We start from the raw sequence: 16,050 nt of genomic DNA, 5'->3' as shown, positions 1-16,050 counted from the left end.
CCCAATTATCGGTATGCATTAAAAAATACATCCGTGCTTAAATTATTTATCTTTGTTCCTACGGGATAAGCTCCCAGTATGTTTTTGCGGCCTTCTTCCAAATGCTTGGATGTAATTCCGTATTTGATTGAGCTTTCGGCCTCAACAAAGGCTGCTATCTGGTCGGCAACCCTTACCAAGCGTCCATCCGTACCCTTAAATTCCTTATCGGCATATTTTTGCGATAACTCTTCAAAACTTACAATTTTTACCTGTTTGTTTACAATAACCCTGTTTTCAAATTCATCGGATATATAATACATAACCTCATCTATAAAAGATTCGTCCATCAAGGGTAAAAGCTCGTCCTTTACTATGCGCTCTTCAATTTCTTTTACTACGGCGGGCAAGTGATCCGTTGCCTGTTTTACGGGCGAAATAATATCCCTTGTAACCGCTTCAGGAAGATCATGAAATAGGGCCGAAAAAAAATTGTTATATCTTCTTTCCTTATTAATGTTTAAATCGTAACACATTAAAAGGGTTAGGGCTGCAACATAAAAGGAGTGCCCCAATACCGTTGTCGGAGGAACACGCGGCGTCTGGTTCCATCTTACTTGAAATCTTAATTTTTCTATTTCGGTTATAAGTTTATGAGGGTTTTGGTTTGCAAGGAGAAGCTGAATGCCGGTTAAATCCATAAACTCGCAGATTTCTTCCTTTAAAAAGCCGTCAATTTCGGTTAAACGGAATGCTTCGTTTACCGGTTTAAGCATTTCAAATTCTCTTATTGTAGAATATTTATGTGCGGCCCGTGAAACCTTCCATGTTATATCATCTTTATCGGGTTCTTCAAAAAGATATGAATGAAATTTAGCCTTAAATTCTCCGTCGGGAAAAATATCATTATATTTTTCGAATATCCATTCGTTAATTTTTTTATATTCTTCAGGGTATTCTTTTCGGATTTTTCTTTGCACCGGCGCCTTTATATCGCAAAGGGCTATTTTTCTTAAAATATCAAAAACGGAACCGTCGATTATCTTATCCCAATCGATTTTTTTACCTTTTTTTTCTTCATATTTTCCGATTATATAGGCTAAAAAGGTCTTTTCGGCTGTTTTATCCATTTCGACTATTTCAAAGGGCCGGATAAGATCGTTCCAACGCTGGATTGAGAAAGCCTCAAATAATTTTAAAACGGTTTTTGTCGTAAAAATCATTTTTTAGGTTTATCCTTTTGTTTTAGATCTTTTTCCATTTTATCTTTCCAGATTTCGATTTTACGTTTAATTTCTTCAACTTCCCTGTGCTCATTTAAAACCATGTGCACCCTTCTTAAGCCTTCCAAAAAGAGGATTGCAGTGCGGAAGTCGCTTATGTTGTTTGTAACAATTTCATATTTTTCGCGGTATTTGTCGGCTGCCTTTGTAAAAAGCTTTTTTACAAGGCGGAGGTGATAGATGACCGTATCATAATCTTCAGCATGAGGGTTTAAGCCTGTTTGGCTTATTTCTTTTAGGTCCATTATGTTTTTTGCAACTACTGCAAAACGGGCTTCTATGTCGATAAAGGACCAACGCCATTTGGTATTTTCCCCGTATGCATCTATTACCAGGTTTATCACCAGGCCCAGTTTTCGTATAAGATAATATCTTTGTTTTTCGGTAATCTTTGAAATCCGGCCGACGCTTTCTTCATATTCCGAAAAAGGAGCATCTATAAGGTCGGTTACAATTTCCTCAAGGTAGATTATGGGCTTATACAGGGTTTTTCGCGCTTCATTTAGAATGTTTTCGTTTTTCCCGCCGAGGAGGGCTACCGATAGCCTGAATTTGGCCAGATAAAGGGTTGCCAAGTAAATCATCTCATCGGCAAGTACAAGCTTTTTATAAGCGGCACCGAATGTGTCTTTTTTTATAAGCGAAAGAATATTTTCTTCATGTTTTAAAACTTGGTTTATTACCTGATCATATTCATAAACCCGTTTTGTATAAAGTTCTCTGTTTCCGCTTTTTTCCCCGTCCACAATAATCTCCTCTATCGGACATATTTTAACAGAAGCTCTTCAGCATGTCTGAGAGATGCCTCACTTAATTCGTCGCCCGCCAGCATTCTTGCTATTTCTTCAAGCCTTGCCTTGCCTGAAACAGCTGCTGCCGAGGTTTTGGTAGTTTGCCCTATCGTATTCTTTTCTATCTTAATGTGATTATCGGCATGAGATGCGATTACCGCAAGGTGAGTAATACAAAGAATTTGCTTTTTTTTCGACAGCTTTTTCATATGGGAGGCTACATTTACCGCAACTTCTCCGCCGATGCCGGTATCGATTTCATCAAATATTAGGGTGTCCGCTTCATCTCCTTCCGCAAGTACCGTTTTTAAGGCAAGCATAACGCGAGAAAGCTCTCCCCCTGATGCAATTTTGGCAAGAGGCCGCAAAGGTTCCCCCGCATTGGGGCTTATCATAAACTCGATATCGTCAAAACCGTAAGGATTTGCCGATAGCTTGTTCCCTTCAGGGAGCCGAGTGTCAACCCGCACTTGGAATTTTGTTTTGGGCATACCTAAATTGGAAAGAACTTCTTCAACCTCCTTTTGAAGTTTTGAAGATGCCTCCTTGCGTTTTTCGGATAGGATTCTTCCCAGTTTTAAAAGCTTTGACTGCAAAATTCCTATTTTCTGTTCGAGCTCCGATTTTCCGGCCTCCCGTTTGGAAAGACTTTCAAGCTGTTCTTCGGCATTTTTGGCATAGTTTAAGACATCGTGTATTGTTGCCCCGTATTTTTTTGTCAACTTATATATTAAAGAAAGCCTTTCTTGTACTTGTTCCACCCTTTCAGGATTAAATGTCAGTTTTGAAAGATAGGAATCTATAGAAGAACTTATATCGTCCAATTCGTAGTAGCCGGTTTCAAGCCTTTTTGAAAGGTCTTCAAGTTCTTCATCGCAATTTTTTGCAGTTTCAAGGTTATGCATTGCTTTTTTTGTAAGGCTGATGATACCCGATTCATCGGAAAAAAGCTGAGAAGCCGTGTTTAAGGCTTCAAAGAGTTTTTCGAATTGGTTTAATCTTTTTTCTTCAGCTTCAAGTTCTTCTTTTTCGTCTTCTTTCAATTTTGCCTTTGTTATTTCATCGATGGCAAACTGCAAAAGCTCTTGTTTTTCGGCAAGTTCTTTTTCGGAAAGGTTTAAGTTTTCAAGCTCTGTTCTTTTTTCAGCAAGTTCGGCATAAAGAGAGGTAAACATTTTCACTTCGTTGTTTATGCCTGCAAAGCTGTCCAAAAAACGGCGGTGTTCTGCAATTCTAAAAAGAGACTGATGATCGTGCTGGCCGTGGATATCCACCAAAAGAGAGGTGAAGTCTTCAAGTTCGTTCCTTGTTACCGGTGTACTCTGTATCCAAGCATTGGATCGGCCGTTTTGTTTTAAATTGCGGCGGAGAAGAATGCGGTTATCTTCAGGTTCGATTCCATGTTCTGCAAGCCATTTTAAGGCCTCGCTGTGTTCAGTTCCGATAAAAAAGCTTCCCGATACTACGGCTTCATCAGTACCTGAGCGTATAAGGTCGGTAGATGTTTTTCCTCCAAGTAAAAGAGTTAAGGAGCCGATTAATATCGACTTTCCGGCGCCTGTTTCACCGCTTAAAACATTTAAACCGTTTTCGAATTCTACAAAGAGGTTGTCTATTAAAGCTATGTTTTTTACCGATATATTTTCAAGCATTTACTTTCCTTAAATTCCAACATCTTAAAGTATAAACCAAAATGCAGCAAATTTCAAGTAGGCGTAAAAAAGTACAAATGACGAAGTGTAAATGCTTAAAATTGGGCTTCGGGATGTTCTTTATGGATATATTCCGACCATTCGTGATCGGCGCCGGCTATATGTTCAACAAGCCACCTGCCCAAAAAATCGTAAAATTTAAGACCCGTTTCGATATTTCCGGAAGCTAAAGGAATAATTGCTTCTCTTATCTTTTTTATAAACGATTTATGTATTTCTGCATGTTTTTTTAAATCGGGATAACCGTATTCATTCATTATTTTTTCTTCTTCTTCAAAATGATAATAGGTGTAATCGGATAAACTTTTTAGTATTTTACCTATTTTTAGTTTGTATTCTTCTTGAGGTAAGTCAAATAAATTTTTAAACTGTCCCATGATGGTTAAAAGTTTTTTATGATGTAAATCTATTGTATTATACCCTACGCTTAATGAGTCTTCCCATTCAAAATATCTAATTTCACTCATAAGACTATTTTAGCTAATTATCAAAAAAAGTCAAGGGAGGGAGCGTGTTATAGATATCATATTTAAAATTTTACTATTTATTCAATTTGTCTTAAACACTTAATATATTCTTTAATTTTCTCATTTAACTCATACTTATTTTTCTCTAAATCCGGATAGAAAGCAGTGACTCCATATCCTATCATACTATAAAGAGCAATAAATCGATAATCATTTGCAGTTTTCTTATTTCCGGAATTTTCAGCTTCTTCTATATTCTTTAGCTTACATATAGTTTCAAAAGTTTGCCTGCTCATTATTTTCTGAACAAATGACCAAGTTTTTTCTTCTGTGTCGTTACTGTTTTTAGGAGTTGACCAGACTCTTTTCATCTGTTCTATTCTAAAAGCCTTATCATTACTTCTCCCCTCTTCATTATAAATATATGCCTCTAAGCCCCAAATCCATAGTATGAAGTCCCATACATTGTAATTAATCTCCTTAGGGATTTCTATGTTGGTATGTTCACAAACATTTAAAGAGTTTTCTCTATCACCTATAACATATAGCCAATATGCCAACTCACATAAGTTAGAAGCATCAGCACTGCTTGTAAATGAAGAGCTTTTGATTAATTTCTTGCAGAGGCTGATGATTTTGTTTTCACCATGCGCCGCAATAATTCTTTCAAATAACATATTTGTCTACGATCCTCCGTTATTGATAAAGATTATAATTTATTCATCAATTCCTTTGTAATTATTGCATCTGTTCCATAAAAAAATTCGTTTTTTTTCTATCTATGATGATACTTACATTTACAAGCTTATTTAGTTTCTTCTCATGTAAACCACAAAAAATGGGATTCCTAATTTTTATGGTCATCTTCAGACAATGAAACGGACAATTCTTCATTTTTATTTGTTCTATATCTTCAAGTTTAAATTTAAAATGTAATACACTCCGTCCTCTACTTCCATAAGTATAGTATTTAACAACATTGTTTTCATAAATTTCTAATTTCACTCCATTTATGAAGAGATAATATCCCATAAACCATACAAGGAGCGGAGCGACAATCAGCACAATTGCCATAATCATTTTATCTGAAAAATCAGTATGATCACTCATAAGATGATTCAGTATCCACATAACAATAAAAGATAATACTACCATGGATGAACAGCCTATCCTATTAAATTTAGACTTATGAGGATATGTCAAGATAAGTTTTGGTTCCTCTTGTAAAAATTCTAATTCCATATTTTCTCCTGTCTCTTTTATCCTTTCCCTTTTGAAAATTAGCATTTTCATCTATTATCAAAGACTATCCTCATACCGGATTGTTTCATCTTCAAAACCATAGTATTTTTCATCTACTAATTAGCTTTTCTAATCTATTAATCATCAATTCCAAATTTTATCTATTTAACTGCGCATAATTTTCTTCTGCATATTGAATAAATCCATACACATCTGAGGATATGCGGTTCATTTCAATGGAACCCAAGGCGCCTAAATCATTCATATAAATGGTGTCATCAGAATTCTTTTTTATAAAGAAAGCCGAGTCACCATCCTGCCCAATCATAAAAAAATCCGGCTCCCATTCTTCTATCTGGTAGGTGGTGTTCCTTTCCACCAAATCCGCCCTCGAATAAAAAATTATGCCACTATTGGCTATTACAAATTCCCCTGTCTCTCCCATTTCTGATAAAAACTTATCATATAAAGTGGGCAGTACAAAATCCATCTGATTATTCATTACAAACTCCTTTTTATTCATCAATCCTATAAACCATATCGCCGGTATTCCAAATATACATAGCGGCTGACACAGGCTCTTTTCCTTCTTCCCAAAGCCATCCTGTATATGTTGCGGTATATCCGAAGTATCCTTCCGTTAAAATTTCAAACTCCATGCCGGAAAATTTTTCAATATATTCTTTTAACCCGATGGCTTTCCCTGAAAAATCTCCCTCATAAACAATTTTGTCAAATATCCAAACACTACATTCATCTAAGTCGCTGCCATAAAATACGACATCTCCGGGATATATTTTTTCTCCATTTTTGGTATACCGAAATAATTTATCTATCTTTAATGTCAATATGTCGTCATTAAAGATGATTTTTTTTATTTTGCTATCATGGAGGCTAAAAGGAATATTACTGCTTCTATCATGTATAAAATCCATTTCCATCTCCCATAATACTAATTTGCCTTACTCAATATCCATAGTATTGTACTATATTTCTGCTTTGTTTTATAGCCCTAACTCTTGTCTTGTGTCCTAGCTATTGCGAGTTTTCCCATATTTTGTCATTTATTCAAGTTTCAACACCTTTTTTCCTCGATCTTGAAAAAAAACGATTAATATGTTAAAATGCCGGACAATGTTTGACCGATTAGAACCCTTATTGCCTAAAATTAACTTATTTTTAAAAAATGTTGGAGAGGCCTTTATTCTTGAAGATCTTAAAAATTTTATCGGTCTAAAGAATTTTGATGATTATACTTTGGGCGTTTTTTTAATTTCCTTGTCGCTCGCGTATTTTTTTCCTGATCCCGATTCGGATGACGGTGTATGGATTAGCAAGCACGGATTTTTTACCGGCAAAAAATTTTGTGTGCAAATTTCGGATACGGAAAATAAAATGAAAATTTTTATCCCCGGCTCGCGGTTTTTACCCTTTTTGCCGGCAGATAAATATGCTCATGAGGCAAAGCTTTTTTATGAAGGAAAAGAAATCCCTAAACGAAGGGTGTATTTGAGCTTTGATAGAATTTTTTCCTTTTATTTTTTATATACCGAAAGCGATCTTTCCAATATTTTATGTGAAGACTATGAAGAAAATGTAGAGACCTTTTCCCGTTTACATGATAGTTTTAATCCCGAAGCCCGTTTTGCCGTAACTGCTTGGGATTTTTCGGCCGTTTTTGATGAATGTAATTTCGATTATCCTATGCGTTTTTTTGTGCATATCAAGGACTGGGCAAATGCGGAATTTGAAATCTTAAAAGAAAGCCATGAACTTTTGGAAGATGATATTTCGAATTGGTTTAGTCTCTTTGAAACGGCTGTCCGCTCCTCCTTAAAGATATTACCTATGGACTCGACAACTCAAGAGATTCTTTCCTTTGCTTTCTTTTTGGCTGAAGATGCTCTTTTTAATGAAAATGCAGCACCGATGGAATTGTTTTTTGAACGTAAGGATGTATTCGGTGTTATGCCTTACGGAATCGAGGAAAAATTTGGAGTGTTAGATGAACCGATAGCCTGTCCCGACAGCTGGTTTTATTATCCTTATGATGAAAGTAAAGAAGGTCATTTTTTTAATTCTATAAATAGGCCTGTTACGGAAGCCGTTATAGACTGCTTTGTTTTGGATTTTTTATCTTCACATTATGCGGCCCGCTTTGATGATGAGGTAAAAGGGCTTTTTATAAAAGAATCTTTAGATTTCTTTATTCCGGAGTTTATAAATAACTATAAAACCGTATCTTCAAAGTGTAAAACTTATTTAGAGATGCATTACGATTATTGGGTTAACCTATATAATCCATTTAAGGACGATGGTTCAAAAGATTTACGCGCAGACTTGGTAGACTTTTATAAAAATCTTGTTTTATTTTTTAATGAGCTTGATGAGCGTAAATTAAAAACATCGGACTTTGATGGTCAATCAGCCTTAATGATTTATCAAATTTTTGATAAGATATTCCAATGGAGTGAATTTGTTGCTTCTATGTCTCCGGAAGATTCTAATTTTATTGAAGTAATGTCTATGTCGCTTGACAATTTATACTATGTATATACGGATTTGAAGGTCGAAATCAGAAATAAAATATCGGCTCTCACCTAAAAATAATCTTGGAGGTTTTTTATGAAAAACGAACTGGAAGCTATTGCTCTTTCAATCAGAAGTCTTTCGATGGACGCAATCGAAAAAGCCAATTCAGGGCATCCGGGGCTCCCTTTGGGAGCAGCCGAATTGGGTGCTGCCCTGTATGCTAAAATCTTAAAACACAATCCTAAAAATCCGGATTGGAAAGACAGGGACCGCTTTGTGCTTTCTGCAGGCCACGGTTCGATGCTTTTGTATTCCGCCTTGCATATTTCAGGCTACGATGTTTCAATAGAAGATATAAAAAGTTTTAGGCAGCTTGGCTCCAAATGTCCGGGGCATCCCGAATACGGCGACACCCCGGGTGTTGAAACTACCACAGGGCCCTTGGGTCAGGGAATTTCTACAGCCGTAGGTATGGCTATTGCCGAAAAAATGCTTGAAGCCCGCTTTAACACAGCCGAGCATAAAATAGTAGACCACTATACTTATGCCCTTGTAGGGGAGGGCTGTTTGATGGAGGGCGTTTCCTCCGAAAGCTCCAGTTTGGCAGGCCACTTAAAATTAGGAAAGCTCATAGTTTATTATGATGAAAATAAGATTACTATCGACGGTTCAACCGACTTAACATTTACCGAAAACATCGAAGAAAGGTACAAGGCATACGGCTGGCAGGTATTGCGCGGTTCAATGTACTCTTTTGAAGATATTGAACGCCTGACTCTTGAATCTAAAAAAGATGAAAGGCCTACTCTTATTATCTTAAAGTCCGTTATAGGGCAGGGGGCTCCGACAGTTGCAGGCAAAAACAAGGCACACGGCGCACCCTTAGGAAAAGACGGCATTGCCGAAGCCAAGAAAAATCTTTTACTCGAAGGAAAAGGCGATTTTTATGTTGCAGAAGAGGCTTATGCTTTCTTTAAAAAGAGGAAAGAAGAACTCGCTCTTGCCGAAGCCGAATGGAATAAAACCTTTGAAGTCTGGTCAAAGGCCAATCCCGAAAAAAGAAAAGAGTGGGATCTTTCCTTTGCCAAAGGCGGAGTTGATGAAGCCCTTGTAAAATCGGTAAAGCTGCCCGAATTCAAAAAGGATGAAAGTCTTGCAACCCGTGCCGCCTCAAAAAAGGCCTTAAACGAATTTGCAAAAGTTCTTCCCAATCTTGTAGGCGGTTCTGCCGACCTGGAAGGCCCCAATGCCGTAGGCTTGGACGGAATTCCAGCCTTTTCTCATCAAAATCCTTCGGGAAGATATATTTATTTCGGTATCAGGGAATTTGCAATGGGGACAATCACAAACGGTATTCAGCTTCACGGAGGTTTTAGGGCATTTTGTGCAACCTTCTTGGTCTTTGCCGATTATTTACGCCCGGCTCTCCGCCTTGCAGCTCTGATGAAGCTTCCTTCAATCTATGTTTTTACCCATGATTCAATCTTTGTAGGGGAAGACGGCCCCACCCATCAGCCCATAGAACTTTTAGCCTCATTGCGGGCAATTCCGAATGTGCTTGTTTTACGCCCTGCCGATGCGGAGGAAACAGGGGAGGCGTGGAAGCAGGCTCTCTTACACAAGGACGGCCCCGTATGTTTAATCTTGAGCCGCCAAAATTTACCTGTCTTGGAAAAGAGCGATCTTTTTTGGAGGGAATCGATTAAAAACGGTGCATACATTGTAAAGGATGTAGAGGCTTCGGCCTCAGGCTGTACGGTAGGCAAGCAGGATAGAACTCCTGACGTAACGGTCTTGGCTACGGGCTCCGAGGTAAGTATGGTAGTAAAGGCTGCAAGTCTTGTAAAGGATAAAAAGGTCAGAGTTGTCTCCGTTATGTCGAAAGAAAGATTTGAAAACTCGCCAAAGGATTTTAAACATGGAGTTTTGGGCGGATGTAAAAAGCATATCCGTGTTATTACCGCAGAGGCCGGAGTCGCCCAAGGCTGGGAAGGCTGGACAGGCTGCAAGTGTGATAATTTTTCGATTGAGCGCTTCGGCACCTCAGCCCCCGGAGCCAAGGTTGCAGAACACCTAGGCTTTACGTCAGAAAACTTGGCAAAGCTGATAGAGAAGGGGTAAAGAAGGATTTAGCGGCTGCCTATTTTATATATTGATAACGCCATAGCAATGAGGTAAACTATTATGAATAAACGGAAAGCAATAATATTTACATTTTTATTTACAGCTCTAACGGTAATTTTCGCAGCAGGTAAGGCCGCGGATACAAAGGTCTATATAACTTCAAGCGGAAAAAAGTACCACTATAAAGATTGCCGTACTTTAAAAAAGTCAAAAAAAATTCAAGAGGTAACTATAAAGACGGCAAGAGATAAAGGCCTGACACCTTGCAAGGTGTGTAATCCTCCATCGGAGTAGTAAAAATTTAATACACTCTAAGCTGATAATAGCAAGCTGTTTTTTTTCTTTTGGTGCGTCCCCTTGCTTTTTTAACGCTTCTTTGATAGACTTACCGCATGGCAAAGACAGTAGACGATAAAAAGATTATTTACACAATGGATAGGGTTTCAAGAACCCATGGGACAAAACAGGTTTTAAAGGATATAAGCCTTTCTTATTTTTACGGTGCAAAAATAGGCGTTATAGGTTCTAACGGATCCGGTAAGTCAAGTCTCTTGCGTATTATGGCAGGGATTGACGGGGATTATACGGGCGAAGTTTCTTCGGCGCCCGGCTATACTATAGGTTATCTTGAACAGGAACCCCAGCTTCAAAGCGGCAAGACCGTTCGCGAGGTTGTTTCGGAGGGGGTTCAGGAATTGGTAGACCTTCTTGCAGAATTCGACAAGATAAACGAGGCATTCGGCGATCCCGATGCCGATATGGATAAACTGATGGAAAAACAGGCTAAGGTGCAAGAAAAGCTGGATGCAACAGATGCTTGGAATTTGGACAGCCGCCTCGACCTTGCTATGGAAGCCTTGCGATGTCCGCCCGCCGATCAGGTAATCGATGTGCTTTCAGGGGGAGAAAAAAGACGGGTTGCTCTTTGCAGGCTCCTTCTTCAAAAGCCCGATATTCTTTTATTGGACGAACCTACCAACCACTTGGATGCAGAAACGGTAGCATGGCTTGAGAGGCATCTTCATCAATATGCAGGAACAATTATCTGCGTAACCCACGACCGCTATTTTTTAGATAATGTTGCAGGCTGGATATTGGAGCTTGACCGCGGAGAGGGCATTCCGTGGAAGGGCAATTATTCAAGTTGGCTCGATCAAAAACAAAAAAGACTTGCCCTTGAAGAAAAGGGAGAAACGGAACGCCAAAAGGCTTTAAAACGGGAGCTTGAATGGATTGGTATGAGCCCCAAGGGAAGACATGCCAAGAGCAAGGCCCGTATCAACGAGTACGAAAAACTTTTAGCCCAAGGCTCAAAAGAAAAAATAAAGGATTCTCAGATTACCATTCCGCCGGGACCGAGACTGGGGAACTTGGTTATAGATGTTAAAAACGCCGCAAAGCATTACGGCGACAGAATTCTCTTCGATAAACTTAATTTTTCGGTTCCTGCGGGAGCCATAGTAGGTATTATAGGTCCGAACGGTGCCGGTAAGACAACCCTCTTTAAGATGATAGTCGGGGCTGCTGGTTTTGAAACTCCTGAAGGAGCCGATCAAAAAAGGCAGATCGTAAAACCCGATGAGGGTGAAATCAAAATAGGGGACTCGGTAAAACTTTGTTATGTAGATCAAACAAGAGAAAAACTTGATCCTAACAAGACCGTTTGGGAGCAGCTTTCAGACGGGCTTGATATTATAAAGCTGGGAGCCTCAGACGGTTCTTCCGGTGTACGCGAGGTAAACTCAAGGGCTTATTGTTCTTGGTTTAACTTTTCGGGGCAAGACCAGTCCCGCAAGGTAGGCGTGCTTTCAGGCGGAGAGAGGAACAGGCTTAATTTGGCTATGATGCTAAAAGAAGGCGGAAATGTTTTAATGCTCGACGAGCCTACAAACGATTTGGATGTTACCACTCTTCGAGCTTTGGAAGAAGCCCTTGAAAGTTTTGCAGGTTCAGTCCTCGTCATAAGCCATGACCGCTGGTTCTTGGACAGGGTTTGCTCCCACATCTTGGCCTTTGAAGCTGACGGCGAAGTTGTCTGGTTTGACGGCAACTGGACGGAATATGCCGAATGGAGACGCGAAAAGTACGGTAAGGATGCCGATACTCCACACAGAGGCGTCTACAGAAAACTTGAAAGGTAGCCGGCTTAACCCTATGAAAAGCCCTGCGATGATTATCTTCGATTATGGGAATACTCTTATTTATGAAAAAGAGCTTGATTTGGAAAGAGCCTATAAGGCCCTTTATGCTCAAATTTATAAAAATCCCGAAAAAATAGATTTTATTACCTTTTATAAAAAGGGAATGGCTATTTTTGAGAAGGTAAAATCGCGGGCTTTACAAAACGATGTAGAAATACACACTCATAATTTTTATAATTGTCTTTTTCAAATCCTTAATGTAGAATTTAACCTATCCTACACGGAGCTGGAACTTCTTTTTTGGGAAGCTCTGGCACCGTGCAGGGCGATGCCTAATATCGAAAAACTTCTGCTCTTTTTGGAAGGCAAAAATATCAGAACTGCCGTCATAAGCAATATTGCTTTTTCGGAAAAAGCATTGACTGCAAGAATAAATAAATATCTTCCGCAAAACAAATTCGAATTTATAATAGCTTCGAGTGAGTACGGGTTTAGAAAGCCCGATTGCCTTCTTTTTGAAGCTGCCTTAAAAAAAGCCTGCCTTTCCGCCGATGAGGTTTGGTATTGCGGAGACAACCCGCGGGCCGATGTTATAGGCTCCGCCGCTCTCGGAATAAAACCTGTCTTATATACAAGCAGTTTTGCCTGTCCCTATGACAACGAAAGCCGTATTTCCCCCGATTTTGAATTTACCAAAATAAATGATTGGGACGAGCTGATAGAACTGATCGAAGGTTAAAATTCTTTACCCTATTGACAAATTTACAATATAGTTCAAAATAGAAAGATGAATAAAAGAATAACTTGGATAAATACTATTATCTTTTTAACTCTTCTGTTAGCGGCTATTTTTTTTATGCCTCAAAGGGCTCCTGCAACATCGAATTCCGAATCAGATGCAGGTAATGCCGATGTAAATTTAAGATATCTTGAGTCCGTGTACAAACTTCTTCAAGAAAATTATGTAGATGAGATAGACCCCGCCGTTTTATATAAGGGAGCTATGGAAGGAATGCTTAATTCTCTTGAAGACCCTTATACCTCTTATATTTTTAAGGATACAACGGCCGGCCATGATTTGGAGGATACTACAACCGGTGTTTTCGGGGGTATAGGTGTTCATATTACAAAACCGAACGTATCTACTCCTGAGAGGCCTGCCTATGTCGAGGTTGCAAGCCCTATAGAAGGAACTCCGGGTTGGAAGGCCGGACTTCAACCGGGGGACTATATTATCGAAATTGACGGAGTAAAAACCGAAGAGATTACCCAAGATGAAGTTTTAAATATGCTTCGGGGAAAAGAAGGTACTCAGGTAACGATAAAAATTCTTAGAGGAAAAAATCTAAAGTTTGATCTTACTCTGACTCGTGCCATAATCGAAGTTCCTACCATAAAGTATACAAAAATCGGAAAGGATATTGCCTATATACGTTTGATAGAATTTAACCCTAATTCGGCAAAGCGAATAACCGAGGCTATAGAAAAATTACAAAAAGAAGGCTGTACAAAGTTGATTTTTGATTTAAAGAATAATCCGGGAGGTTTGATTACAAGCTCTATTGATGTAGCGAGTATCTTTTTAGAATCGGGAGTTGTGGTTTCGACAAAAGGAAGAGCCCGCAACACAAACGAAACTTATAATGTCCGCCGATTTGCAAAAAGATTACCTAAAGATATGCCCGTAGTTGTTCTCATAAATGAAGGCTCTGCAAGCGCTTCCGAAATTGTGGCAGGTGCTTTAAAGGACCATAAGAGAGCCTATCTTGTAGGAACCCGCTCTTACGGCAAGGGCTTGGTGCAAAGTGTAGTTCAGCTTAGTGAAAAGGAGCTTGTGAAGCTTACTATAGCAAGATACTATTCTCCGAGCGGGGCAAATATAAATAAGCAGGGAATCCTTCCCGACTTGGAAGTTACAAGGCCTAGTTTTACGCCCGATGAAGAAAAAAGCGTCCTTGAACTTTTAAAGACTTCTAAGATTGCAAACTTTACACGGAGCAAGCCTTCTCTTTCAAAAAATGAGATGATAGATTTTTCCAAAAAGCTCGGTAAAGAATACAATGTAAGACATGAGCTGATTTTAAGTCTTGTAAAGGTTGAATACTACCGCTCTCACGAAAGTCCTGTAATAAATGAAGATGATGAACAGCTGCAAGCTGCAATAGAACTTTTAAAAACAAAGGACGTAAATGCTCTTTGTAAAACTACAAAAACTCTTTTTGAGATGCAGGAAGAAGAAAAAGCTCAAACTGAAGAAAAGGCAAAAACCGAAGATAAAAAATAATGAAGCAGCTGATTGTTTCCGCAGGGCCGGATAAGGATATAATCCGGCTCGATAAAAAAGATTATAACTATCTTGTTTCCGTGCGGAGAGTTAAAGAAGGGCAGGTCTTAAAAGTTTCTTTAAATGGAGTTAAGCCTGCCTCGGCTGAAGTTTTTAAAATTAATACCGAAAAAAAATATATAGAGCTTAAGCCTTTAAAGGAAGAAGTTGACTTAGATGCCGAACCTTATAAACCCCGTGCAGAAATTATTTTAATGCAATGGCTTATAAAGGGGAATCACATGGATATTGCAGTGAGGCAGGCTGCAGAAGCCGGCTGTTCGCTCATTGTTCCTGTTTTGGGAGAATTTTCTGTTATAAAAAAAGAAAATATAAATCAAACAGAAAGGCGCGAGCGTATTATCAGGGAGGCAAGGCAACAGTCAGGTTCCCTTATAAATACCAAGATTCTTCCTGCCCAAGAATTGAAGGCGGCTTTGGATTCGGTTTTGGAGTATACGGCAAACAGAAAAACCGCTTTTATAATGCTGAGCGAAAAAAAAATAGGCTTGTATAGCTTTTTTGACTGCTTATCGGCCGAGACCGAGGCGGTAGTGCTTGCTATAGGCTGTGAGGGCGGTATCGGTTCTAAAGAAATTGAATTTTTAAAAGAACATAAATTTGAAGAAGTGCATTTTAATACAAATGTGCTTCGTGCCGAAACGGCTGCAATTTATTCGATTGCGGCTGCTCAGGTTATAATGGAGGAAAAAGGTGGCTGTAAAAAGAATTAATTTTTTAAATGTTCCGCTTGATGTTTTGCATGAAGAAGATATGGAAGAAACCGTGATGTCTCTTTTAAATAAAGAAGGACCGCAGCAGATTATCTTTATGACTTTGTGGGATGTTCTTAGAGCTCGTCACAACGGAGAGTTTAGGAACATGGTTGAGAAAGCGGCTCTTTGTTTGCCGGTTTCAAAAAGTTTGATACGCGGAGCCCGCTTTTTAAAAAAAGATGTCCCTGTAAGAAGGCAGCAGTTTTCGGTAGTTATAGATTTTCTAAATGTAATAGATTCTCATTATAAAACTCTCTATCTTTTCGGAGGCCGGCAGGAAAGTCTTCTTATCGCCGAAAAAAACGTTAGAAGCACATTTCCCGGGCTGCGCTTGGTTGGCCGCTTTGCTGGTTACTATCATAAATCGATGGAACCCCACATTATTTCAGCTATTTCAAAGGCAGCCCCTTCCGTAGTCATTATAGGAAAGGGTGTCCCCGGCGGAAGAAAATGGATTTACCGCAACAAGGAGCATTTTAATTCCGGAATCTTTATCCGCTATGCAAACCTAATCGATATTTTTTCCAAATTTAAAAAACGCCCCTCCGAAAAACTTTTTAATTCCGGGTGGGATTTTATAATTCCCGTGCTTAAAAATCCTTTTAGAATATTTACTTTTTTCGGTTATATTTGGTATAATATTTTGCTCTTATTTTATAGACTGTTTAGAAAAGGGTAAC

At 38.9% G+C, this 16,050-nt stretch carries 15 protein-coding genes; 7 read left to right on the top strand and 8 right to left on the bottom strand.

Annotated elements, in window-relative coordinates; all coding sequences use genetic code 11:
• Positions 1-5: 5 nt before the first annotated feature.
• The 8 genes from E4N80_RS06345 to E4N80_RS06310 form a co-directional block, all read right to left on the bottom strand.
• The gene (locus E4N80_RS06345) at positions 6-1,202 is read right to left on the bottom strand and encodes an HD domain-containing protein (protein WP_253701018.1); all 1,197 of its coding nucleotides are present in this window, start codon (positions 1,200-1,202) and stop codon (positions 6-8) included.
• Complete coding sequence (locus E4N80_RS06340) at positions 1,199-2,008, bottom strand: TP0443 family flagellar-associated protein (protein ID WP_253701017.1); 810 nt, start codon at positions 2,006-2,008, stop codon at positions 1,199-1,201. The genes E4N80_RS06345 and E4N80_RS06340 overlap by 4 nt, the downstream gene beginning before the upstream one ends.
• A gap of 11 nt (positions 2,009-2,019) precedes the next feature.
• Entirely contained in the window at positions 2,020-3,705 is a 1,686-nt protein-coding gene (gene recN / locus E4N80_RS06335; protein WP_253701016.1) for a DNA repair protein RecN, read from the bottom strand.
• Positions 3,706-3,800: 95 nt separating this feature from the next.
• On the bottom strand, positions 3,801-4,232 hold the full coding sequence (locus E4N80_RS06330; RefSeq protein ID WP_253701015.1) for a bacteriohemerythrin: 432 nt from the start codon (positions 4,230-4,232) through the stop codon (positions 3,801-3,803).
• Between the two features lie 77 nt (positions 4,233-4,309).
• Positions 4,310-4,909, bottom strand: a complete 600-nt coding sequence (locus E4N80_RS06325) for a DUF6707 family protein (RefSeq protein WP_253701014.1) — start codon at positions 4,907-4,909, stop codon at positions 4,310-4,312.
• 61 nt (positions 4,910-4,970) lie between these two features.
• Positions 4,971-5,474 (bottom strand): hypothetical protein, encoded by a 504-nt coding sequence (locus E4N80_RS06320; RefSeq protein WP_253701013.1) that lies wholly within the window; start codon positions 5,472-5,474, stop codon positions 4,971-4,973.
• A gap of 157 nt (positions 5,475-5,631) precedes the next feature.
• The gene (locus E4N80_RS06315) at positions 5,632-5,976 is read right to left on the bottom strand and encodes a hypothetical protein (protein ID WP_253701012.1); all 345 of its coding nucleotides are present in this window, start codon (positions 5,974-5,976) and stop codon (positions 5,632-5,634) included.
• A gap of 13 nt (positions 5,977-5,989) precedes the next feature.
• Positions 5,990-6,409: a hypothetical protein gene (locus E4N80_RS06310; RefSeq protein WP_253701011.1), complete on the bottom strand. Its 420-nt coding sequence runs from the start codon at positions 6,407-6,409 to the stop codon at positions 5,990-5,992.
• Between the two features lie 181 nt (positions 6,410-6,590).
• Between E4N80_RS06310 and E4N80_RS06305 the strand changes: the two genes are divergently transcribed.
• The 7 genes from E4N80_RS06305 to E4N80_RS06275 all read left to right on the top strand — a co-directional run bounded on the left by E4N80_RS06305 (position 6,591) and on the right by E4N80_RS06275 (position 16,049).
• Positions 6,591-8,078 (top strand): hypothetical protein, encoded by a 1,488-nt coding sequence (locus E4N80_RS06305; RefSeq protein ID WP_366797270.1) that lies wholly within the window; start codon positions 6,591-6,593, stop codon positions 8,076-8,078.
• 21 nt (positions 8,079-8,099) lie between these two features.
• A complete protein-coding gene (gene tkt, locus E4N80_RS06300) occupies positions 8,100-10,127 on the top strand; it encodes a transketolase (RefSeq protein WP_253701009.1) in 2,028 nt (675 codons plus the stop codon).
• Positions 10,128-10,522: 395 nt separating this feature from the next.
• A complete protein-coding gene (gene ettA / locus E4N80_RS06295) occupies positions 10,523-12,271 on the top strand; it encodes an energy-dependent translational throttle protein EttA (protein WP_002669676.1) in 1,749 nt (582 codons plus the stop codon).
• Positions 12,272-12,284: 13 nt separating this feature from the next.
• Positions 12,285-13,010 carry an HAD family hydrolase gene (locus tag E4N80_RS06290; RefSeq protein WP_253701008.1) on the top strand — a complete coding sequence of 242 codons (726 nt, stop codon included), beginning with the start codon at positions 12,285-12,287 and terminating at the stop codon, positions 13,008-13,010.
• A 48-nt stretch (positions 13,011-13,058) separates the two neighbouring features.
• Positions 13,059-14,555: a S41 family peptidase gene (locus tag E4N80_RS06285; protein ID WP_253701007.1), complete on the top strand. Its 1,497-nt coding sequence runs from the start codon at positions 13,059-13,061 to the stop codon at positions 14,553-14,555.
• Complete coding sequence (locus E4N80_RS06280) at positions 14,555-15,328, top strand: 16S rRNA (uracil(1498)-N(3))-methyltransferase (protein ID WP_253701006.1); 774 nt, start codon at positions 14,555-14,557, stop codon at positions 15,326-15,328. The genes E4N80_RS06285 and E4N80_RS06280 overlap by 1 nt, the downstream gene beginning before the upstream one ends.
• A complete protein-coding gene (locus E4N80_RS06275) occupies positions 15,309-16,049 on the top strand; it encodes a WecB/TagA/CpsF family glycosyltransferase (RefSeq protein ID WP_253701005.1) in 741 nt (246 codons plus the stop codon). Before E4N80_RS06280 ends, E4N80_RS06275 begins: the two co-directional genes overlap by 20 nt.
• The last annotated feature ends 1 nt before the right edge of the window (position 16,050 follow it).

The organism is Treponema denticola (genome assembly GCF_024181605.1).
Lineage (GTDB): Bacteria > Spirochaetota > Spirochaetia > Treponematales > Treponemataceae > Treponema_B > Treponema_B denticola_B.
Note: the sequence above shows the minus strand (reverse complement) of the source record. Positions and strands in the feature narration are given on the sequence as shown.